The organism is Streptantibioticus ferralitis (genome assembly GCF_029223525.1).
Taxonomy (GTDB): Bacteria; Actinomycetota; Actinomycetes; order Streptomycetales; family Streptomycetaceae; genus Streptantibioticus_A; species Streptantibioticus_A ferralitis.
Genome location: NZ_JARHTQ010000004.1, coordinates 161,849 through 181,906, shown reverse-complemented (window position 1 = coordinate 181,906; position 20,058 = coordinate 161,849). Strand labels below are relative to the sequence as shown.

The window sequence follows — 20,058 nt, the reverse complement described above, 5'->3', positions numbered from 1 at the left end:
CCGCCTTCCGGCGACCGGCACCGTAAGTTGCGCAACCTGAATCTTGTTGCGCTGAGAGCAACTGGAGGTTTGGTGATGGCGGGACCGCGCGTGGTCATCATCGGGGCGGGCGTCGTCGGTGCGGCGCTGGCCGACGAGCTCTCCTGCCGGGGCTGGACCGAGGTGACGGTCGTCGACCAGGGCCCGCTGCCCGCCACCGGCGGATCCTCGTCGCACGCCCCGGGCCTGGTGTTCCAGACGAACCCGTCCAAGACCATGACCGAGTTGGCCCGTTACACGGTCGATAAGCTCTCCGCCCTCGATGTCGACGGCCAACCCTGCTTCCTCCAGGTGGGCGGGCTGGAGATCGCCACCACCCCGGAACGCCTGGCCGAACTGCACCGCCGGCACGGCTGGGTCACCGCATGGGGCGTACGGGCACGGCTGGTGGGCCCCGACGAGTGCGTCGAGCTGCACCCGCTGGTGAACCGGGAGCGGGTGCTCGGCGGGCTGCTGGTCCCCACCGACGGCCTGGCCAAGGCGGTCCTGGCGGTCGAGGCGCAGATCCGGGCGGCGCGCGCCCGTGGTGTGCGCTTCCTCGCCCGCCACGAGGTGCTGGACATCCGGACCGAGGGCGACCGCGTCACCGCGGTCGTCACGGACCAGGGCGAGTTCCCCGCGGACGTCATCGTGTGCTGCGCGGGCATCTGGGGGCCGAAGATCGCCCGGATGGCCGGAATGGACCTCCCCCTGACGCCCCTCGCCCACCAGTTGGCCTGGACCGGCCCGCTCCCCGCACTGGCCGGGCAGGGCGCCGAGGCCGTCCGTCCGATCCTGCGCCACCAGGACGCGGACCTGTACTACCGCGACCGCTACGACCGGCTCGGCATCGGCAGCTACGGCCATCGCCCGATGCCGGTGGCCGCCGACGACATCGCCCCGGTCGGCACGGCCGAAGTGATGCCCTCCGTACTGGAGTTCACCGAGGAGGACTTCGCCGACGCCTGGGCCGAGACGCGTTCGCTGCTGCCCGCCACGCGGGACGCGAAGGTGGAGGAGGGCATCAACGGGCTGTTCTCCTTCACCACCGACGGGATGCCGCTGCTGGGCGAGTCACCGCAACTGCGGGGCTTCTGGGTGGCGGAGGCGGTCTGGGTCACCCACTCCGCGGGCGTCGGCCGGGCGATGGCCGAATGGCTGGTCGACGGCCACTGCTCCTCGTTCGACCTGCACGAGTGCGACGTCAACCGCTTCGAGCCGCACCAGCTCGCGCCCGAGTACGTCCTCACCCGCGGCTGCCAGAACTTCACCGAGGTCTACGACATCATCCATCCGCTGCAACCACCCGGCGCCCCGCGGCCGTTGCGCACCAGCCCCTTCCATCCGCGCCAGGACGCGCTCGGCGCGGTCTTCCTGGAGGCGTCCGGCTGGGAGCGCCCGCAGTGGTACGCCGCCAACGAACCGCTCACCCACGGCCGGGAGATCCCCACCCCCAACGACTGGGCCGCCCGCTACTGGTCCCCGATCGTCGGCGCCGAGGCCCGGGCCACCCGTGAGACCGTGGCGATGTACGACATGACGGCGCTCAAACGGCTGGAGGTCACCGGCCGCGGCGCCGTGGCGTTCCTGGAGCGCCTGACCACCGGCAGCATGGACAAGTCCACCGGCTCCGTGACGTACACCCTGCTGCTGGACCAGGACGGCGGCATCCGCGGCGATGTGACCGTGGCGCGGCTCGGTGCCGATCACTTCCAGGTCGGAGCGAACGGAAACCTGGACCTGGACTGGCTGCGCAGGCATCTGCCCGCCGACGGTTCCGTGGTGCTGCGGGACGTCACGGCGGGCACCTGCTGCATCGGCCTGTGGGGGCCGCTCGCCCGCGACGTACTGCAACCGCTGGCCGACCGGGACTTCTCCAACAGCGCCCTGCGCTACTTCCGCGCCCAGCGCGCCCACATCGGCGCCGTTCCGGTCACCGCGATGCGGCTGAGTTATGTGGGCGAACTCGGCTGGGAGCTCTACACCACCGCCGACCTCGGGCTGAAACTGTGGGACACGCTGTGGCAGGCCGCCCGGCCGCACGGCGGGATCGCGGCCGGGCGCGGGGCCTTCAACAGCCTGCGTCTGGAAAAGGGTTACCGGTCCTTCGGCACCGACATGACCTTCGAGCACGACCCCTACGAGGCCGGACTCGGGTTCGCCGTGAAGCTGGACAAGGGGGACTTCCTGGGCCGGGCCGCCCTGGAGCGGCGCGCGACCAGGGTGCGCCGCCGCCTGGCGTGCCTGACCATCGACGATCCGACGGCCGTGGTGATGGGCAAGGAGCCGGTGTACGACGGCGGGACGTGCGTCGGCTACGTCACCAGCGCGGCCTACGGCCACACGATCGGCAAGGGCATCGCCTATGCGTGGCTGCCCGCCGAACTGGTGGCGGCCGGGTGCCCGTTGGAGATCGGCTACTTCGAGCGGCGGGTGCCCGCGGTCGTCGCCGAGGAACCGCTGTTCGACCCGGCGATGCGGCGCCTGCGCGGCTGACCCGGTGAAACCCGCTGGTCCACGAAGGGAAGACTGTGAGCGCAGACATCCTCGACGCGCCGCTCGCCGAGCTGGATCCGGAGGTCCACGCGGCGGTGACCGCCGAACTCACCCGCCAGCAGAGCACGTTGGAGATGATCGCGTCGGAGAACTTCGCCCCGACGGCGGTGCTCCAGGCGCAGGGATCGGTACTGACCAACAAGTACGCGGAGGGCTATCCGGGCCGCCGCTACTACGGCGGGTGCGAACACGTCGACGTGACCGAGCGGTTGGCCGTCGAGCGGGCCAAGGCGCTGTTCGGCGCCGGATTCGCCAACGTCCAGCCGCACTCGGGGGCACAGGCCAACACGGCGGTGTTCTTCGCGCTGCTGCAGCCCGGCGACACCATACTGGGTCTGGACCTGGCGCATGGCGGCCATCTGACGCACGGCATGCGGATCAACTACTCGGGCCGGATGTTCCGCGTGGTGCCGTACCACGTGCGCGAGTCGGACTGCCTGGTCGACATGGCCGAGGTCGAGCGGCTGGCCAAGGAGCACCGGCCGAAGCTGATCATCGCGGGGTGGTCGGCGTATCCACGGCGGTTGGACTTCGCGGCGTTCCGCCGGATCGCCGACGAGGTGGGCGCCCATCTGCTGGTCGACATGGCCCACTTCGCGGGGCTGGTCGCCGCGGGGCTCCACCCGAACCCCGTGCCGTACGCGCACATCACCACCACGACCACGCACAAGACACTGGGCGGACCGCGCGGCGGGGTGGTGCTCACCAATGACGCCGAGCTGGCCAAGAAGGTCGACTCGGCGGTGTTCCCCGGCACGCAGGGCGGACCGCTGGAACATGTCATCGCGGCGAAGGCGGTGGCGTTCCGGCTGGCCGCGACACCGGAGTTCCACGAGCGGCAGCGCCGTACGCTGGCGGGCGCGCGGATCCTCGCCAGACGGCTGCTCGCCGACGACGTGGCGGAGGCCGGCGTCACCGTGCTGACCGGCAGTACCGAAGTCCATCTGGTCCTGGTCGACCTGCGGCGCAGCGAACTCGACGGCAAGCAGGCCGAGGACCGGCTGCACCAGGTGGGCATCACCGTCAACCGCAACGCGGTGCCCTTCGACCCGCGCCCGCCCATGGTCACCTCCGGCCTGCGGATCGGCACCCCGGCACTCGCCACCCGCGGCTTCGGCGCCGAGGACTTCACCGAGGTCGCCGAGGTGATCGCAGCGGCGCTGCGGCCCGGCGCCGACCTGCCCGCGCTGCGCACCCGGGCCGAGACGCTCGCCGCCCGCCATCCGCTCTACCCGCACCTGTCGGGAGCCGCGCGATGAGCCCCCGCACCCCGGGCGCTCAGCTGCCCGAACACCCCGACTGGCTCTGGCGCACGCCCGACCCCAGGCGCTCGTACGACGTGGTGATCGTGGGCGGCGGCGGACACGGCCTGGCCACCGCGCACTACCTGGCCCGCAACCACGGCATCACCGATGTCGCGGTGCTGGAAAGGGGCTGGCTCGCCGGGGGCAACATGGCCCGCAACACCACCATCATCCGCTCCAACTACCTGTGGGACGAGAGCGCCGGGATCTACGAGCACGCGCTCAGGCTGTGGGAGGGCCTGGAAGAGGAGCTGGACTATCCGCTGCTGTTCTCCCAGCGCGGTGTGCTCAACCTCGCCCACAGCCTGCAGGACGTCCGGGACAGCGTGCGCCGGGTGGAGGCCAACCGGCTCAACGCGGTGGACGCGCAGTGGCTCGATCCCCGGCAGGTCAAGGAGGTCTGCCCGATCGTCAACATCTCACCGGACGCGCGCTACCCGGTCATGGGCGCGACGTACCAGCCGCGCGCGGGCATCGCCAAGCACGACCACGTCGCCTGGGGTCTGGCCCGCTCCGCCGACGCGGCCGGGATCGACCTGATCCAGAACTGCGAGGTCACGGGCATCGACGTGACCGGCGGCCGGGTGACCGGAGTACGCACCTCGCTCGGCCCGATCGCGGCGGGCAAGGTGGCCCTGTGCGCGGCGGGCCACTCCTCGGTACTCGCCGCCATGGCCGGTTTCGAACTCCCGCTGCAGAGCCATCCGTTGCAGGCGCTCGTCTCCGAACTCCTGGAACCCGTCCACCCCACCGTCGTGATGTCGAACGCGGTGCATGTGTACGTCAGCCAGGCCCACAAGGGCGAACTGGTGATGGGCGCCGGGGTCGACGCCTACACCGCGTACACCCAGCGCGGTGCGTTCCACGTCATCGAACGGCAGATGGCCGCCGCCCTGGAGCTCTTCCCGGTGTTCGCCCGCGCGCACGTGCTGCGCACCTGGGGCGGGATCGTCGATGTGACCCCCGACGCGTCCCCGATCACCGGGCTGGCCCCCGTGGACCAGCTCTACCTCAACTGCGGCTGGGGAACCGGCGGTTTCAAGGCCACCCCCGGTGTCGGCTGGGTCTACGCACACACCATCGCGCACGACGATCCCCATCCGCTGGCCAGACCCTTCTGCCTGGACCGCTTCACCACCGGCGCGCTCGTCGACGAGCACGGCGCGGCCGCGGTGGCCCACTGAGCGGGCCCAACCGCCCGACGGCGAGCGAAGAACGACGCTGAGGAGCCCGACGATGCTGCTCATCCCCTGCCCCTGGTGCGGCCCGCGTGACGAGGCCGAGTTCGGCTACGGCGGCCAGGCACACGTGCCGTACCCCGAGGACCCGACGGCCCTCACCGACGAGGAGTGGGCACGCTATCTCTTCTTCCGGAACAACCCCAAGGGGCCGCATCCCGAGCGGTGGTGCCATGCGGCCGGTTGCCGCCGGTGGTTCAACGCCGTACGGAACACGGCGACCAACGAGATCCTCGCCGTCTACCGGGTCGGCGAGCCGAGGCCGGTGATCGTATGACCCCCCAGCCGTTCCGGCTGCCCGACGGCGGCCGGATCTCCCGCGGTGCGCCGCTGGCCTTCCGCTTCGACGGCGTGGCGTACCAGGGCTACCGCGGTGACACCCTGGCCTCCGCACTGCTCGCGGCCGGTGTCCACCAGACCTCGACCAGCGTCAGACTAGGCCGCCCGCGCGGCATCTTCACCGCGGGCGTCGAGGAGCCCAACGCCATCGTCCAGATCGAGGCCCCGTTCCCCGAGCCGATGCTGCCGGCGACCACCGTCGAACTGTACGACGGTCTGGTGGCCGGCGGTCTGCCCGGTCAGGGACGGCTTGCCACGGAACCCGATCCGGCACGCTACGACGCCCGATACGCGCACTGCGATGTGCTGGTCGTCGGCGCGGGACCAGCGGGCCTCGCGGCTGCGGCGGCCGCCGCCCGCACCGGAGCCCGGGTGATCCTCGCCGACGACCAACCCGAGCCCGGCGGAAGCCTGCTGGGCACCGCCGAGATACCGGACTGGGCCGCCGAGACCGGCTCCGAACTCGACGCTGCGTCCGAGGCGCGGGTGCTGCGCCGCACCATGGTCTTCGGCTACTACGACGACAACTACCTGCTGGCGGCCGAACGCCGCACCAACCACCTCGGCTCACAGGCGCCTTCGCGCCTCTCGCGTGAACGAATCTGGCACATCCGCGCCCGGCAGGTGGTGTTGGCGACCGGGGCGCACGAGCGCTCGGTCGCCTTCGCGGGCAATGACCGACCCGGCGTCATGCTCGCCGCCGCGGCACGGACGTACGTCAACCGCTACGCGGTCGCCCCGGGCCGCCGGGCGGTGGTGTTCACCACCGGTGACAGCGCGTACTGCGCGGCGCTCGATCTGGCGGCGGCGGGGGTGGACGTCGCCGCGGTGGTGGACGCCCGCCCGGAGCCGGGGGGCGCGGCCGAGCGGGCCGCACGGGCCGGGATCGAGGTGCTCGCCGGGCACGCGGTCACCGGCACGTCGGGCGAGCCGCGGGTCGCCTCGGTGGCCGTACGGGCGTTGTGCGCAGCGGAGTTGACCGGTCCCGCCCGGGAGTTCGCGGCCGATCTGCTGCTGGTGTCGGGCGGGTGGAACCCCGTGGCGCACCTGTTCAGCCAGGCGGGCGGGCAGTTGCGGTACGACGCGGGGCTCGGCGCGTTCGTCCCCGACGGGTGTCGCCAGGCGGTGCGGGTGGCGGGTGCCGCCCGGGGCGTGTTCGACCTGCCGGGGTGTCTGGCCGATGGCGCCGAAGCGGGACGCCGGGCGGCCGAGGACGCGGGGTTCACGGCCGCCCGGCCGCTGCCGCCGACGTCCGCGGCCGGGTCCGCCGAGCGGAGCGCGCCGTCCGCGCACCTGTGGGTCGTGCCGGGTCCGGACGGCTTCGGAACGCACTTCGTGGACCTCCAGCGCGATGTCACCGTCGCCGATCTGGCCCGGGCCACCGGCGCGGGCCTGCGATCGGTGGAGCACCTCAAGCGCTACACCACCGCGGGCACAGCGCACGACCAGGGCAAGACATCGGGCGTGCTGACCAGCGGCGTGATCGCCCAACTCCTCGGCGTCGAGGTGGCCGAGCTGGGCACGACGACGTTCCGCCCGCCGTACACACCGGTGAGCTTCGCCGCGCTGGCCGGCCGGAACCGGGGGGTACTGCACGATCCGGTACGGGTGACCGCACTGCACGACTGGCACCTCGCGCACGGCGCGCGCTTCGAGAACGTCGGCCAGTGGCACCGCCCTTGGTACTACCCGCGGGACGGCGAGGACATGGCGGCGGCGGTGGCCCGCGAATGCCGGGCCGCCCGCGAGGGCGTCGCGTTCATGGACGCCAGCACGCTCGGCAAGATCGACGTCCAGGGCCCGGACGCGGGCGACTTCCTCGACCGCCTCTACACCAACATGATCAGCACGTTGCGGGTCGGCATGATCCGGTACGGCGTGATGTGCCGGGCCGACGGCATGGTCTTCGACGACGGCACCGTCATCCGGCTCGCCGAGGACCGCTTCCTGCTCACCACCACGACCGGCAACGCGGCCGCCGTACTGGACTGGATGGAGGAGTGGCTGCAGACGGAGTGGCCCGACCTGCGGGCGCACTGCACCTCGGTCACCGAGCAGTGGGCCACCGTCGCGCTCGTCGGCCCGCGGTCACGCGAGGTACTGGCCGGGCTGGCGCCGCAGCTCGCCGTCGACGCCTGCAGCTTCCCGTTCATGGCCTGGCGGGAGACGGCCGTCGCCGGGATCCCGGCCAGGGTCTGCCGGATCAGCTTCTCCGGCGAGCTGGCCTACGAGATCAACGTCCTGCCCTGGTACGCGACCGCGTTGTGGGAGGCGCTGTACGAGGCGGGGCGTCCGCTCGGCATCACCCCGTACGGCACCGAGACCATGCATGTACTGCGGGCCGAGAAGGGGTACCCGATCGTCGGTCAGGACACCGACGGCACGGTGACGCCGCAGGACCTGGGCATGGGGTGGGTGGTGTCGAAGAAGAAGCGGGACTTCATCGGCAAGCGCTCGCACCTGCGCGCGGACACTGGCAGGGCCGACCGCAAGCAGCTGGTCGCCCTGCTGCCGCAGGACGACGTACTGCTCCCCGAAGGCGCCCAACTCGTCGCCGGCGACCGGCTGGCCGATCCCCCGGTGCCCATGCTGGGCCACATCACCTCCAGTTACCGCAGCGTCGCCCTCGGCCGGACCTTCGCGCTGGCCCTGGTCCGCTCCGGCCGCGAGCGGGTCGGCGAGCGCCTGTACGTACCGGTCGGCGAGGAGTTGATCCCGGTGACGGTCACCGGCCCGGTTCTCTACGACCCCGAGGGGGCCCGCCGTGATGGCTGAACACATCGCCCGCCACAGCCCGTTGGGCGGCTTCGCCGCCCGCTTCGCGGCCGCCACCCGAGGCTCGGGCGGGGCGGTGCGCCTGGCCGAACTGCCGTATCCGGCCCAGATCAACGTACGGCTCGACCCCAAGGGCCCGGCGGCGGACGCCGTCCGGCTGGCACTGGGGATCGCGCTGCCGGTGGAGCCCAACACCGCGGTGCGCGGCGGCGGCCTGGCCGCGCTGTGGCTGGGGCCCGACGAATGGCTGGTGGTGGGCCCGGCCGGGACGGCGGGCGATCTGGAATCGCGGCTGCGCGGTGCGGTCGGCGCCTATCACGCGGCCGTCACCGATGTGTCGGCGCAGCGCAGCACGCTGCTCGTCAGCGGTCCGCGCTCCCGCGACCTGCTGTCGCACGGCATCGCGCTCGATCTGCATCCGCGGTCCTTCGGCGCGGGCCGGTGTGCGCAGACCATGCTCGCCCGTGCACAGGTGATCCTGACCGCCCGTGATGAACGAGGGCCGGGGTTCTGGGTGTTGGTGCGTTCGTCGTTCGCCGGGTATCTGGCGCAGTGGCTGCTCGACGCATCCTCTGAGTACACGGCCCCGGGGTACGCGGCCCAGGGGTGCTCCGCCTCGCAGTGAGCGGCTTCTGGGTGGGGGGAACCGGTCGTCCCCGTCTCCGGTCCTGACATGCTGGGCGCGGGCGGCGGTGCGTACCGATCGGCCGCGGCCCGCGAAGCGGACAGGAAAGGCGAGTGAGTTGACGATTGTCCCGTTGGTCTTCACCAGCGGCTGGGCCAGTGGGATCAATGCCTACGGCGTGGTGATGCTGCTCGGACTGTTCGGACGGTACGGCGGCGCGGCCGCGGTGCCGCCGGTGCTGGAACGCACCGATGTGCTGATCGCGGCGACCGCGCTGTTCGTGTGCGAAGCGGTGGCTGACAAGATCCCGTACCTGGACACCTTCTGGGACGGGATCCACACGATCATCCGGCCGATCGCCGGCGCCACGGTCGCCGCGCTGCTCGCCAGCCACCACCCGGGGTCACTCGGTGAGGTGGCGGCCGGTGCGATGGGCGGTGCGACCGCGCTGGTCAGCCATGCCGTCAAGGCGTCGCTGCGGATGGCGGTCAACACCTCGCCCGAACCGGCCAGCAACATCACGGTCAGTCTGCTGGAAGATCTGGCGGTCGCCGCCGTGGTCACCCTGGCGATCTTCCACCCGTGGGCGGCGGCCTCGGTCGCTGCGGTCCTGCTGGTGGCCGGAGTGGTCCTGGTGGTGCTGGCGGTGTCGCGCATCCGGCGCTACCTCCAGCGCCGCCGCGAGCGGGCGGCGGCGCGGGCCGCCGCGCGGGCCCTGCGGGCGGTGGCCAGCGGCTGACCTGGCGGCCCGCCCGCGCCGGGTGCCCTACGCTGTGGCACGCATCAGGTTTCCGGCACGCACAGTCACCTTGGAGCCATGTCCCGACGTACCACACCCCCGGCCGGCCGCCCCGCCGGGACGACCTGCCCCTGCGGGCTTCCCTCGGCCTACGACGACTGCTGCGGCCGACTGCACCGCGGAGCGGCCCGGGCGGCGACCGCGGAGCAGCTGATGCGTTCCCGCTTCAGCGCCTTCGCCGTCCACGACGAGGCGTACCTGCTGCACAGCTGGCACCCCAGCACCAGGCCGCCCGGTGTGGACCTCGATCCCGCGGTGCGCTGGCTGCGCCTGGAGCTCCTCGGCAGCACCGGTGGCAGCCCGTTCCACAGCGAGGCCACCGTCGAGTTCCGCGCCCACTACACCGAGCGCGGCCAAGCGGGCCAGCTCCATGAGAACAGCCGCTTCGTGCGCCACGACGGTGACTGGGTCTATCTGGACGGCGTCGTCAGCGGCTGATCGGCGGTTCCGCGCCGCGGGGCCTCCGGTCGGTGCGCTACCGCAACGACGCGGTCGGCGGCCGCTCGCGCAACGCGCCGTAGGCGAAGAAGTACGCGGGCGCCCGCTTCAACCACGGTGCGGCAGTGAGGACTTGGACCAGTCGTGGTGACCGTGTCCGGTCGGTGCGCGGGAGGCGCCCCGCGAGCAGCGGTTCGATGACCCGTGCGTGGGCGATCCGCTGCAGCGTCTGGGTGGCCGCCGCGGTCGGCCACCGGCGGCGCTGGACACGTCGTAGGTCGCGCCCCGCGACGGTGCCCTCGCACAGCGGCCCGGCCAGGTAGCGTGCGGCGGCGACGGCGTCCTCGACGGCGAGGTTGATGCCGATCCCGAACACGGGCGACATCGCGTGCGCCGCGTCGCCGATGCACAGCAGCCCGGGCCGGTGCCAGCGCCGGAGCCGGTCGAGCCGCACGTCCAGCAGCTTCACCTGGTCCCAGGACCGCAGTGTCGGCAGCCGGTCCGCCAGCCAGGGTGCGGCGGCCGCGAACTGGGCCGCGAACAGGTCCAGTCCGGCGGCCCGTCGCTGGGCGTCGGTGCCCTTGTGGATGAGCACGGCGCACTGCCAGTACTCTCCGCGGTCGATCATGGCGGTCAGGAACCGGTCGCCGGCGTTGCCGACCAACCCGTGCGGGTCGCCCTCCCGCCGGGGCAACCGGAACCACCAGGCGTCCATCGGGCAGCGGAACCGCCGCAGCCGCAGCTCCGGCAAGGTCCGGGCCAGCGAGCCGCGGCCGTCGCAGGCCACCGTCAAAGCGGCCCGCAGCTCGCCGCCGGGTCCTTCCGAGGTGCGGTAGCGCACCCCGGCGACCCGGCCCCGCTCGTGCAGGAACCCGGTCGCCTCGGTGTCCATCCGCAACCGGAAGGACGGCTCCCGCCGGGCCTCTTCTGCCAGCAGGTTCAGCAGGTCCCATTGCGGCACCATCGCGATGTAGTTGTACTTCGACCGCAGCGTGCTGAGGTCTCCGACGGTGAACAGCGTGCCGCCCGGCCCGATCGGCAGTTGCACAGAGTTCAGGCGCCGCTGCGGCAGACCGGCGAACCGGTCGCCCAGGCCCAGGTCGTCAAGGAGCGACAGCGTGGACGGGTGCACGGTGTCCCCGCGGAAGTCGCGCAGGAAGTCCCCGTGCTTCTCCAGAACGGTGACATCCACCCCGGCCCGGGCCAGCAGCAGACCGAGCACCATGCCCGCGGGGCCGCCACCCACCACGCAGCACGCGGTCCGTTCCATCAGCCCTGCTCCTCGTCCACGTCGTGCCGACGCCTTCCCCTCCCAGCCTGCGACGCGCCCGGGCGCCGCGCACCCGCTGGCCGCGGGCCCGCCCCTCCGCTCGGCGCGTTCCGCTAGCCTTGACGCGGCCTCAGAGAAGGCGTGCGGCCGCCCCGGCGTCCGCACCACCCCGAGGGAGGACGCTCCGTTGAGCGCAGCCCGTGCCATCGCCGCCTACCAGGCACTGCAGAAGTATCTCGCCGTCAACGACGGCTCCGGTCTCTACCATGAGCGATACCCCGTCGTAGCCGGTGACAACGCGTACTCGTACGAGTGGCCGTTCTCCCAGGCGCATGCCGCCACACTGGACCTGACCGGGCTCCCCGGCGAGCAGGGAGACGCGTACCTGCCCGATCTGGCGCGGCGTTCGGTCGGCCAGGAGCGGTACTGGAAGGCCTCCGGCGGCACCACCGGCGTACCGGGCTACGCCTCGTACCCGGAGCCGCCCTATGGCTCCGGCGGCGATTTCTTCTACGACGACAACGAATGGGTCGGGCTGCTCGACATCCAGCAGTACCTGATGCGGGGCGATCGCGCGGTGCTGGCCCGCGCCGAGCAGATCTTCCAACTGGTCGTCTCCGGCTGGGATTCCGACCCCTCGCACGCCGACCCGGGCGGTGTGTTCTGGACCCAGGCGACCTGGAGCCAGGACCGCAACACCGTCTCCGACATGCCCGGCGCCGAACTGGGCCTGCGTCTGCACCAGATCACCGGTCAGCAGACGTATCTGACGTGGGCCCGCAGGATGTACGACTGGACCAACCGCTATCTGCTGAGCCCCGACGGCCTGTACTGGGACCACGTCAACCTCACCGGCACCGTGGAGACCACGATCTGGTCGTACAACCAGGGCGTTCCGGTGGGCGTCAACGTCCTGCTGTACGAGATCACCGGCGACCAGGAGTACCTCGACCGCGCCCGGCGGATCGCCGCGGCCGCCCATGCCCACTTCGTCACCGGTGGCAGGCTCCTCGGCCAACCGCCCTACTTCAACTCGATCTACTTCAAGAACCTGCTGCTGCTTGAGGCGGTGACCGGCGGGCGCACCTACCGCGAGGCCATGGCCGAGTACGCCGACACCGTCTGGGAGCGCTACCGCGACCCGGGCACCGGACTGTTCCGTTTCGACACGGGTGGACAGACGGAAACGCTCCAACAGGCCGCGATGGTCCAGATCTACGCCGTCCTCGGCTGGGACCCGGACGACCACCGGCTCCTTTACTGAACGCCCCGTCACTGAACTTCGGGCACCCGACGGGCCGATCGGCCGCCGCGCGGTGCGGAGTCAGCCGTCGCGGCGAGGCCGTGGAGCCGTGTGGGCCAGGCACCACCGGTCGTAGGGATCCCGCTGCAGTGCGGCCGCCTTGTCCTCCGGTGGACTCGCGGAGGAGTCCGCGCCCACCAGCCAGTCGACGACCGGCACCAGGAGCAGACCGGCCTGCGGGGCCCGCCCTCCGCAGGTGCCCAGTTGGGCAACGCCCAGCAGTTGTAGGCGCGAGGCTCCTGTGCGGTCGATCTTCGTAGGGTCGCACAGGACCCGGGACCACCACCTTAAATCGAACACATGACCTACCCGTCGTACTCGTCGGGCCGCGCGACGCACTACCCTCGCTGGTGGAGGCCTTGCCCGTGGTCGGCGACTCGGGGGCGGTGAGCCGACCCGCAGCGGAAAGGAGCGCTGCCCGTGTCTGTCACCTCGCCCACGCCGTCCGCCGTCCCCCTGCCCACCCGCCGCGGCTGCCCGTTCGACCCGCCCGACGAGTACGGCGTGCTGCGGCAGCGCCAGCCGATCAGCAGGCTCGCCTTCCCGGACGGGAAGACCGGCTGGCTGTTCACCCGGTACGAGGACGTCCGCGGTCTGCTCGCGGACGTCCGGTTCAGTTCGGACCGCCGCCGGGCTTCGTCGCCGGTGCGCGCGTTCCCGATCCGGATCGGCGACCCGCGGGTGCCGGGCTCGCTCATCGGCATGGATCCCCCCGAGCACACCCGCTACCGGCGTCTTGTGACGCGGTGGTTCACCGTCCGCCGGATGCGCGAGCTGGCCCCCAGGATCGACCGGATCGTCGCTGACCACCTGGCCGCGATGGATCGCACCGGCCCACCGGTCGACCTGGTAGGGGAGTTCGCCCGGCCGATCCCGTCACTGGTGATCTGCGAGCTGCTCGGAGTGCCGTACGGCGACCGGACCGACTTCCAGCGCTGGACCGCCGCCCTGTTCCGCCTCGACGAGCCGAAAGAGTCGGTGTTCGCCGCCAGGGACGCGCTGTGGGAGTACGTACGGGAACTGGTGGTCGCCAAACGGCGGCAACCGGACGAGGCACTGCTGTCCCAGCTGATCCACAGCGAGGACCCGTCAGCGGGCCTGACCGACCAGGAGCTGACGGGCGTCGGTCAGCTGCTGCTGATCGCCGGACACGAGACGACGGCCAACATGCTGGCGCTGGGCACCTTCGCCCTGCTCTGCCATCCCGAGCAGTCGCGGATCCTGCGCGAGCGGCCTGATCTGGTGGACAACGCGGTGGAGGAACTGCTGCGGTACCTGACCATTGTGCAGTTCGGCATCGTCCGGGTCGCCAGGGAGGACGTCGAGGTCGCCGGGGTGCGGGTACGGGCGGGCGAGACCGTCGTCGCGTCGATCGCCGCGGCGAACCGGGATCCCGCGCAGTTCCCCGAGCCCGACGAACTGGACATCACCCGGAGCGCCGCACACCACATCGCCTTCGGCCATGGCGTCCACCAGTGCCTGGGACAGCAACTGGCCCGGATGGAGATGCGCACGGCCTACCCGGCCCTGTTCGGGCGCTTCCCCGCGCTCCGGCTGGCGGTGCCCGCTGACCAGGTGCCGTTGCGCGACGACATGTTCATCTACGGGGTCCACCGGCTCCCCGTCACCTGGCAGGGGTGAGCGCGGTGCGTATCGAGATCGACCGCAGCCGCTGCCGCGGGGCCGGGCAGTGCGCCCTGCACGCACCGGAGCTCTTCGACCAGTCCGAGGAGGACGGCATGGTCGTCGTGCTGGACGACCAGCCGCCTCCCGAACTGCTTGAGCGGGCCCGCCTGGCCGAGCGACTCTGCCCGAACAGCGTCATCCGCGTCCTCGACGACGAGCAGAGCCGCGGCGGGCCCGCGGGGTGACTGCGCCGGCCCGCCGTCAGGAGTGCAGCGCGCTCCCCGCGGTCCACTGCGCCCAGCCGAGGTTGTAGTCGGCATAGCCGTTGTCGGGCGCGGCGTCCTTCGGCTCGCCCTTGACGGTCACCGGGTCACCCTGCTTGACGAGGTTGTAGAACCACTTCGCGTCGTCGAGGGAGAGGTGGATGCAGCCGTGCGAGTTGTTGTCCACTCCCGGGTCGGTGTCTCCGGTCGAGTAGTGCACGTAGGTGCCGGAGTCCGTCAGGTGCACGTCCCACGGAAGCTTCAGGTCATAGTAGTTCGGCCCGTTCTTGTCGCACTGGATGCCGACGCTGCAGGACGTCATCTCCACCATCGGCTCCTTGTCGATCACCGCCATGGTGCCGCCCCAGGTGGAGAAGCCCGCCTTGCCGCTGTCGGCGGCGAGCGAGCGGATCAGCTTGCCGTCCTGGTAGACGTTGAGCTTGTGGCTGGCGGTGTCGGAGACGGCCTCGACGTCGGTGCCGATGGTGAAGCTGTGCTCGTAGTTGTGCGTGCCGTACCTGCCGTTGCCGTCGTTGACGCCGTTCAGGTTGGCGTCGACGGTCACATGCGTACCGGACTTCCAGAACTGCTGGGGGCGCCAGTCCACCCGCTCGTCGCCGAACCAGTGCCAGGAGCCGGTCACGGCGGGACTGGTGGTGACCTTCAGCTGCTTCTCCACCGCCGCCTTCGCGGAGTCGGCGACCGGGTGCGAGAAGACGATCGACACCGGCATGGCGACACCGACCACGGCACCCTTGCCCGGAGTGATCGAGTCCAGTTCCATGGCCTTACCGGGGGTCTCCACCGTGAAGTTGACCTGCTGCGTGGCGGGCCTGCCGTTGTGCCCCGGGGTGGTGGCGCTGGCCCGCAGCGTGTAGTTGAGGCCCACACCGAACGGTGAACTGGGCGTCCAGGCGCCGCTGGCCGCGTCGAGGGCCCCGGGTATCGCGTCGCCCTTGGAGTCGGTCACGGTGACCGAGGCGAGCTTGCCGTCCTGGACACCGATCTTCACGGGCTTGTCCGGTACGACATCACCGGACGAGTCCTTGGCCAGCGTCACCGTGATCTTGGCCGGGTCCACCGCGGTGGCCGTGCTCCCGGATCCCTGACCGTGCGCCGGAGTCGAGCAGGCACTCACCCCGAGCGCCAGCGCCGACAGCCACACCGCGGCGGCCGCCGCCCGCTTCCGGCTCGCCACGGTTCCCTTGAAACCCCCAACTGTGCGAATCAACGCCCCTGCCCCTCGATCACCCTGTGCACAACGCGACAACTCCAAAGACACCCGGTCGGCCGATTCGGTTGCGACCCAACTCGCCCGGGACGCAAGACGGTACATCCGCCGGCTGTGAGGCTGTCATCCTCGTACCGACGGCCCCTGGCGGAGGAGGACGACGAGATGTGCCGACTCTTCGGAATGAGCAGCGCGCCACAGCGTGTGCGTGCCGTCTTCTGGCTGCTGGAGGCCCCGGACAGCCTCAGTGCGCAGAGCCACCGGGACCCCGACGGCACCGGGCTGGGATTCTTCGACCCGTCCGGGACGGCCCAGGTGCACAAGGCGCCGCTCGCCGCCTACCAGGACCGCGCCTTCGCCCAGGAGGCGCGACGGGTGGAGTCGGCCACCTTCGTCGCCCATGTGCGCTACGCGTCAACCGGCGCGCTCCTGGACCGCAATACGCATCCGTTCCTCCAGCAGGGCCGGCTGTTCGCGCACAACGGCGTCATCGAGGGACTCGACCGGCTGGAGGCCCATCTCGGCGAGGACCTCGGACTGGTGCGGGGCGACACCGACTCGGAACGCTTCTTCGCGCTGATCACCCGGGAGGCCGCGGCGCACGGCGGCGATGTCGGCGCGGGCATCGAAAGTGCGGCCCGCTGGATCGCCGAGCATCTGCCGGTCTACGCCCTCAATCTGGTCCTCATCACCCCCGACGAGTTGTGGGCGCTGCGCTACCCCGACACCCACGAGCTGTACGTGCTGGAACGGGACACCGGAGGACAGCACGGCGACCGCCACCTGGACCACACCGGCACCGGTGGCCGACTGCGCGTGCGCTCAGAGGACTTGGCCGACGTCCCGGCGGTGGTGGTCGCCAGCGAACGGCTCGACGACAACCCGGACTGGCGCCCGCTGCGCTCCGGTGAACTCCTGCACGTCGGCCCCGGCCCGCGGGCCACCACCCGCCATGTGCTGCCCCAGCCGCCCGCCCACCAACTGGCCATCGACGACCTGCGCCCTGAGGCCGCGGCGTCCCAACGCAAGGCGTGACGGCGGACGTTCCCCCAGTGCCCGCGCGATACGCAACGTCCTTACGGTTGCGGCGCATTGGGGTACGGACGGCTGGAACGCCTACCGGACTAGAACTTCGAGTGGGTGGACCAGCGGGTGAGCGTCTCCTCGTCCCCGGTCGCCTCGAAGGCGGCGTCGTCGTACCGCAGCCGCCCGTACATCAGCAGCAGCATGTCCGCGGCGCGCCCGCGGACCCTCGCCCGCTCCTGGCCCGGCACCGTCCGCTGCCCGGTGGGCGGTTCGGCGTCGAAGGACTCGACGCCGAAGGTGTCGGGGCGCAGCCGGACGAGCCACTCGCCGCTGCCCGGTCCCGGGTCGGTGCACTGGAACGCGAGCGCCTCACCGTTCCCGCGCAGGTTCGCCACGTCGGGCGCGAAGAACTCCGCGTACGGCAGGTTGACCAGGAACTCGTCGACGCCGTCCGCTGCCAGGGCGGGGTCGATGTCCGGCGTCCGGCCCACGGCGTGTTCCGCGTCCACCCGATGCACCAGCGTTTCGAAGAGCATCCGCCGCGCCCAGAAGCGCGCGTGCTGGTCAGCGCCCCAGGCCCACATGGGGGCGTCGGGATCGATGGTGCGCAGCACGGCCGCGGTCTCGGGCAGACCGGCGCGCAGCCACTCGGCGAACTGGTCCGCACGCTCCGGCAGCCCCAACTCGATCTCGCGGCCGCGCGGCGGCTCCTGCACGTTCCGCGTCAGCAGGACGCTGAACCAGCGCTGCACGGCTCCGACGTGCCTGGTCAGGTCGGCCAGCGTCCAGCCCGGGCAGGAGGGGACCAAGGTGGCGGGGTCCGCGCCCTCGACCGTCGCCGCGAATCGGTCGGTCTCCCGCTCGATCGCCGCGCGGTAGTCGTCGTACGGCAGCGGATGCCCTGGGTGGTTCACCATGTTCACGCGTTCACACGTCCTAGCAGTGGTACCTGTGCCGCCCGCTCGACGGCCCTGCAGGCCGTGGCGAGGGCTTCGGCCATTCGACCAGTGTCGGCCCTGGAGTGCACTCGAAGGCAAATCGGGGTGGCGACTCGCCGCGGAGCCCGCTCATCGCACCTTCCGCCGCACCTGCGCGACCCAGGCCCGAACAGTCAAGGAAGGCCATCGGCGAGCACTGTCAGTTTGATGAGAGCTCGGTGCCGGACGAGTCGGAGCGCGATGCCGCACCGGATCGGCGGGGTCCGCCGGAGTGCCCCGCGACCGTCGGCAACTCGCCGTTGCGGCCTACGGATCGGACCCGGGACGCCGTGTGCCGGGCAGCGGTCTGTAATGATCCTTCGAGGGCGGATGGCCGGACGCCAAGGCCGTGCCGTCCGCGACCATCCGTTCCGCGGAACGAGCAGAGCCGAATAGGTGGGGGTAATCCATGCGAGCGAAGCTTCGCTTGGTCGGCGCCGTTGCGGTGTTCACCGCCGGTCTGGCAGTGGCCGCCTGCGGCCCCACAGCCGCGCACGGCACCGGCGGCCCCCCACCTCCGCACAGCGTGCGGTCCAGCCGTCCTGCCGCCCCGGCCGTCTCGCACGGTTCCCTCCCCACCTGCCGGACACACGCCCTGAAGTGGACGTTCACCCTGCTCAACGCGGAGGGCCCGGGCCAGCAGCCCAACGCCCGGCTGTCCGCGGTCAACAGGGGCAAGGACCGTTGTGTGTTCGGCGGCTATCCAGGGGTCGACGTCCACAACGGCAAGGCGAACTCCGTCGACGGCGTCGGGCGCGGACGGCCCGCACCCGTCACCCTGCCCAAGGGCGAGGGCGTGACGGTCGACGTGCGGTACACACCCCGCGGCACGAAGGGCGCCAGCGATCTGTGCGTGAGTGAGAGCGAAGCCGTGGTCCGGGCACCGCAGGACGCCGCCCGCGCTGCCGTCCCCATCACCGACACCCGGCACAAGACGGCCAAGTTCAAGGCCTGCGGAGAAACCATGCTGCTGAGCCCTCCGCGGCACACCCCGGGAACGTAGCGGCCTGGCGACCGACGCCGTGCGCCGGACGACCGGGGCCCGTCAGGACACCTGCCCGTGGACCCGTCGATGCGCCAGCGCCCACCACACCTCCGCCAGGTCGGCCGGATCGCGCAGGCTGGTGCCCGTCGTCTCCTCGAAGCGCCGCAGCCGGTTGCGCAGCGTGTTCGGGTGCACATACAGGGACCTGGCGGCCGTCTCCACCCGCATCCCGTACTGGAGGTAGGCGGCCACAGCCTCCTCAAGCTGCGCGCCCTCCTCACCTCGCTCGTGCAGCGGTGCGAGCCGCTGCTCCACCAGTTGCTCGCCCAGTGCGGGCGCGGTGACGACCGCCGCTCGCAGGCCCAGCTCCTCGCGGGTGAACACGCCGACGAGCCCGAAGCACACGGCGGTCCTGAGCGCCTGCGTGGCCTGTGTGAACTCCACGGCAAGCCGGTACGGGCGCACCGCCGCGCCCAGTCCGACGACAAGGTGGCGGCGCAGTCCGCAGGGCCGTGCGACCAGCAGTCCGGCCGCATCGCCGTCCACCACGGCGACCAGTGGTTCGCCCGCCGCGTCGACGGCGAGCCAGGGCCGCAGCAACTCCACGGCCTCGGCCAGAACGGTGCCGCCGGAGACCGAACGGGCCCGGAACGGAAGCCGGATGGCCGTCTCGTCAAGCACGTCGCCGGAGTCCGAACGGGCGGCCGGATCGAGCAGCAGGCTGCGGACGTGGGCTTCGCGCCGCCGGTCCGCCGCGTGCTGCCCCCCGGTGTCGGCGCGGCGGCTGCGAAGCACGTTCACGGTGATCGCACCCGCCCAGGACCACAGGCTCTCCCCGATCGACAGCAACTCCTCGGCGGGCGCCCGCCGTTGTGTCATCTCGGCCTGGAAGCGCGACCATACGGCGTCCACACCTATCCGGTACGCCGAGATGACATCCTCCACCGGTGCCGCGTGGCCGACAGGGCGCATGTCCTCGGGCCGCGGCAATGAGGCATCCCGAGGCCCGGCAACCCCTTTGCCGCCACGGTGTTCTGACAACCGCCGCACCGCCGACAGACCGTTGAGGAGCTCCTTCTCCACCCGGACCCTGAGCAGCCCCGGCGGTACGGCCGCGTACGAGGGCAACCGCGACCTGAGGCGCTCCGACACCAGGTCGACCAGCTGGTCGAGATCGGCGTGGAGCGCGGCGAGGACCTCGTGCACCGTTGTGGAAACCTCCACGCCGTCCTGACTCAACTCGCTGTCCTTCTCCATGGAGACAATTGATCACTCGCCGTCATGC

At 71.6% G+C, this 20,058-nt stretch carries 18 protein-coding genes; 13 read left to right on the top strand and 5 right to left on the bottom strand.

The annotated features are described in order from the left end of the window. The first annotated feature begins 75 nt into the window (after nucleotides 1-75). The 8 genes from P2L57_RS08095 (at nucleotide 76) to P2L57_RS08065 (ending at nucleotide 10,092) form a co-directional block, all read left to right on the top strand. On the top strand, nucleotides 76-2,514 hold the full coding sequence (locus P2L57_RS08095; protein ID WP_275810630.1) for a GcvT family protein: 2,439 nt from the start codon (nucleotides 76-78) through the stop codon (nucleotides 2,512-2,514). 35 nt (nucleotides 2,515-2,549) lie between these two features. Then, entirely contained in the window at nucleotides 2,550-3,833 is a 1,284-nt protein-coding gene (gene glyA, locus P2L57_RS08090; protein ID WP_275810626.1) for a serine hydroxymethyltransferase, read from the top strand. Next, nucleotides 3,830-5,062 carry a sarcosine oxidase subunit beta family protein gene (locus P2L57_RS08085; protein WP_275810623.1) on the top strand — a complete coding sequence of 411 codons (1,233 nt, stop codon included), beginning with the start codon at nucleotides 3,830-3,832 and terminating at the stop codon, nucleotides 5,060-5,062. The genes glyA and P2L57_RS08085 overlap by 4 nt, the downstream gene beginning before the upstream one ends. Before the next feature lie 52 nt (nucleotides 5,063-5,114). Beyond that, a complete protein-coding gene (locus tag P2L57_RS40625) occupies nucleotides 5,115-5,393 on the top strand; it encodes a sarcosine oxidase subunit delta (protein ID WP_372515648.1) in 279 nt (92 codons plus the stop codon). Beyond that, the gene (locus P2L57_RS08080; RefSeq protein ID WP_372515647.1) at nucleotides 5,390-8,230 is read left to right on the top strand and encodes a 2Fe-2S iron-sulfur cluster-binding protein; all 2,841 of its coding nucleotides are present in this window, start codon (nucleotides 5,390-5,392) and stop codon (nucleotides 8,228-8,230) included. The genes P2L57_RS40625 and P2L57_RS08080 overlap by 4 nt, the downstream gene beginning before the upstream one ends. Next, the gene (locus P2L57_RS08075; RefSeq protein ID WP_275810620.1) at nucleotides 8,223-8,855 is read left to right on the top strand and encodes a sarcosine oxidase subunit gamma; all 633 of its coding nucleotides are present in this window, start codon (nucleotides 8,223-8,225) and stop codon (nucleotides 8,853-8,855) included. Before P2L57_RS08080 ends, P2L57_RS08075 begins: the two co-directional genes overlap by 8 nt. Nucleotides 8,856-8,973: 118 nt before the next feature. Next, nucleotides 8,974-9,594 (top strand): DUF4126 domain-containing protein, encoded by a 621-nt coding sequence (locus P2L57_RS08070; protein WP_275810617.1) that lies wholly within the window; start codon nucleotides 8,974-8,976, stop codon nucleotides 9,592-9,594. Nucleotides 9,595-9,672: 78 nt separating this feature from the next. Next, nucleotides 9,673-10,092 (top strand): YchJ family protein, encoded by a 420-nt coding sequence (locus tag P2L57_RS08065; RefSeq protein WP_275810614.1) that lies wholly within the window; start codon nucleotides 9,673-9,675, stop codon nucleotides 10,090-10,092. Nucleotides 10,093-10,129: 37 nt separating this feature from the next. Here P2L57_RS08065 and P2L57_RS08060 read toward each other — a convergent pair whose 3' ends face one another. Beyond that, complete coding sequence (locus P2L57_RS08060; RefSeq protein ID WP_275810611.1) at nucleotides 10,130-11,362, bottom strand: FAD-dependent oxidoreductase; 1,233 nt, start codon at nucleotides 11,360-11,362, stop codon at nucleotides 10,130-10,132. A gap of 187 nt (nucleotides 11,363-11,549) precedes the next feature. On the opposite strand from P2L57_RS08060, the gene P2L57_RS08055 reads away from it, so the two are divergent. Further along, on the top strand, nucleotides 11,550-12,626 hold the full coding sequence (locus tag P2L57_RS08055) for a glycoside hydrolase family 76 protein (protein WP_275810608.1): 1,077 nt from the start codon (nucleotides 11,550-11,552) through the stop codon (nucleotides 12,624-12,626). A gap of 60 nt (nucleotides 12,627-12,686) precedes the next feature. Here P2L57_RS08055 and P2L57_RS08050 read toward each other — a convergent pair whose 3' ends face one another. Next, nucleotides 12,687-12,965, bottom strand: a complete 279-nt coding sequence (locus P2L57_RS08050; protein WP_275810605.1) for a hypothetical protein — start codon at nucleotides 12,963-12,965, stop codon at nucleotides 12,687-12,689. A gap of 120 nt (nucleotides 12,966-13,085) precedes the next feature. Between P2L57_RS08050 and P2L57_RS08045 the strand changes: the two genes are divergently transcribed. Beyond that, nucleotides 13,086-14,306, top strand: a complete 1,221-nt coding sequence (locus P2L57_RS08045; RefSeq protein WP_275810602.1) for a cytochrome P450 — start codon at nucleotides 13,086-13,088, stop codon at nucleotides 14,304-14,306. Beyond that, the gene (locus tag P2L57_RS08040) at nucleotides 14,303-14,536 is read left to right on the top strand and encodes a ferredoxin (RefSeq protein WP_372515646.1); all 234 of its coding nucleotides are present in this window, start codon (nucleotides 14,303-14,305) and stop codon (nucleotides 14,534-14,536) included. Before P2L57_RS08045 ends, P2L57_RS08040 begins: the two co-directional genes overlap by 4 nt. Before the next feature lie 16 nt (nucleotides 14,537-14,552). Here the strand turns inward: P2L57_RS08040 and P2L57_RS08035 are convergent, their stop codons facing one another. Then, entirely contained in the window at nucleotides 14,553-15,752 is a 1,200-nt protein-coding gene (locus P2L57_RS08035) for a L,D-transpeptidase (RefSeq protein ID WP_308292442.1), read from the bottom strand. Between the two features lie 198 nt (nucleotides 15,753-15,950). On the opposite strand from P2L57_RS08035, the gene P2L57_RS08030 reads away from it, so the two are divergent. Continuing rightward, on the top strand, nucleotides 15,951-16,820 hold the full coding sequence (locus P2L57_RS08030; RefSeq protein WP_275810597.1) for a class II glutamine amidotransferase: 870 nt from the start codon (nucleotides 15,951-15,953) through the stop codon (nucleotides 16,818-16,820). An 89-nt stretch (nucleotides 16,821-16,909) separates the two neighbouring features. On the opposite strand, the gene P2L57_RS08025 is transcribed toward P2L57_RS08030, so the two are convergent. Next, the gene (locus P2L57_RS08025; RefSeq protein WP_275811149.1) at nucleotides 16,910-17,728 is read right to left on the bottom strand and encodes a maleylpyruvate isomerase family mycothiol-dependent enzyme; all 819 of its coding nucleotides are present in this window, start codon (nucleotides 17,726-17,728) and stop codon (nucleotides 16,910-16,912) included. Nucleotides 17,729-18,197: 469 nt separating this feature from the next. Between P2L57_RS08025 and P2L57_RS08020 the strand changes: the two genes are divergently transcribed. After that, nucleotides 18,198-18,791 (top strand): DUF4232 domain-containing protein, encoded by a 594-nt coding sequence (locus P2L57_RS08020; RefSeq protein ID WP_275810594.1) that lies wholly within the window; start codon nucleotides 18,198-18,200, stop codon nucleotides 18,789-18,791. A 42-nt stretch (nucleotides 18,792-18,833) separates the two neighbouring features. Here the strand turns inward: P2L57_RS08020 and P2L57_RS08015 are convergent, their stop codons facing one another. Then, nucleotides 18,834-20,030, bottom strand: coding sequence for a helix-turn-helix domain-containing protein (locus tag P2L57_RS08015; protein ID WP_275810592.1), 1,197 nt, complete (start codon nucleotides 20,028-20,030; stop codon nucleotides 18,834-18,836). Nucleotides 20,031-20,058 lie beyond the last annotated feature (28 nt).

Bases quoted from the DNA above. Each gene is read 5' to 3' on its own strand.
- P2L57_RS08095 (WP_275810630.1), top strand. From the start codon at position 76: ATGGCGGGACCGCGCGTGGTCATCATCGGGGCGGGCGTCGTCGGTGCG.
- P2L57_RS08085 (WP_275810623.1), top strand. From the start codon at position 3,830: ATGAGCCCCCGCACCCCGGGCGCTCAGCTGCCCGAACACCCCGACTGG.
- P2L57_RS40625 (WP_372515648.1), top strand. From the start codon at position 5,115: ATGCTGCTCATCCCCTGCCCCTGGTGCGGCCCGCGTGACGAGGCCGAG.
- P2L57_RS08080 (WP_372515647.1), top strand. From the start codon at position 5,390: ATGACCCCCCAGCCGTTCCGGCTGCCCGACGGCGGCCGGATCTCCCGC.
- P2L57_RS08075 (WP_275810620.1), top strand. From the start codon at position 8,223: ATGGCTGAACACATCGCCCGCCACAGCCCGTTGGGCGGCTTCGCCGCC.
- P2L57_RS08065 (WP_275810614.1), top strand. From the start codon at position 9,673: ATGTCCCGACGTACCACACCCCCGGCCGGCCGCCCCGCCGGGACGACC.
- P2L57_RS08060 (WP_275810611.1), bottom strand. From the start codon at position 11,362: ATGGAACGGACCGCGTGCTGCGTGGTGGGTGGCGGCCCCGCGGGCATG.
- P2L57_RS08030 (WP_275810597.1), top strand. From the start codon at position 15,951: ATGTGCCGACTCTTCGGAATGAGCAGCGCGCCACAGCGTGTGCGTGCC.
- P2L57_RS08025 (WP_275811149.1), bottom strand. From the start codon at position 17,728: ATGGTGAACCACCCAGGGCATCCGCTGCCGTACGACGACTACCGCGCG.
- P2L57_RS08020 (WP_275810594.1), top strand. From the start codon at position 18,198: ATGCGAGCGAAGCTTCGCTTGGTCGGCGCCGTTGCGGTGTTCACCGCC.
- P2L57_RS08015 (WP_275810592.1), bottom strand. From the start codon at position 20,030: ATGGAGAAGGACAGCGAGTTGAGTCAGGACGGCGTGGAGGTTTCCACA.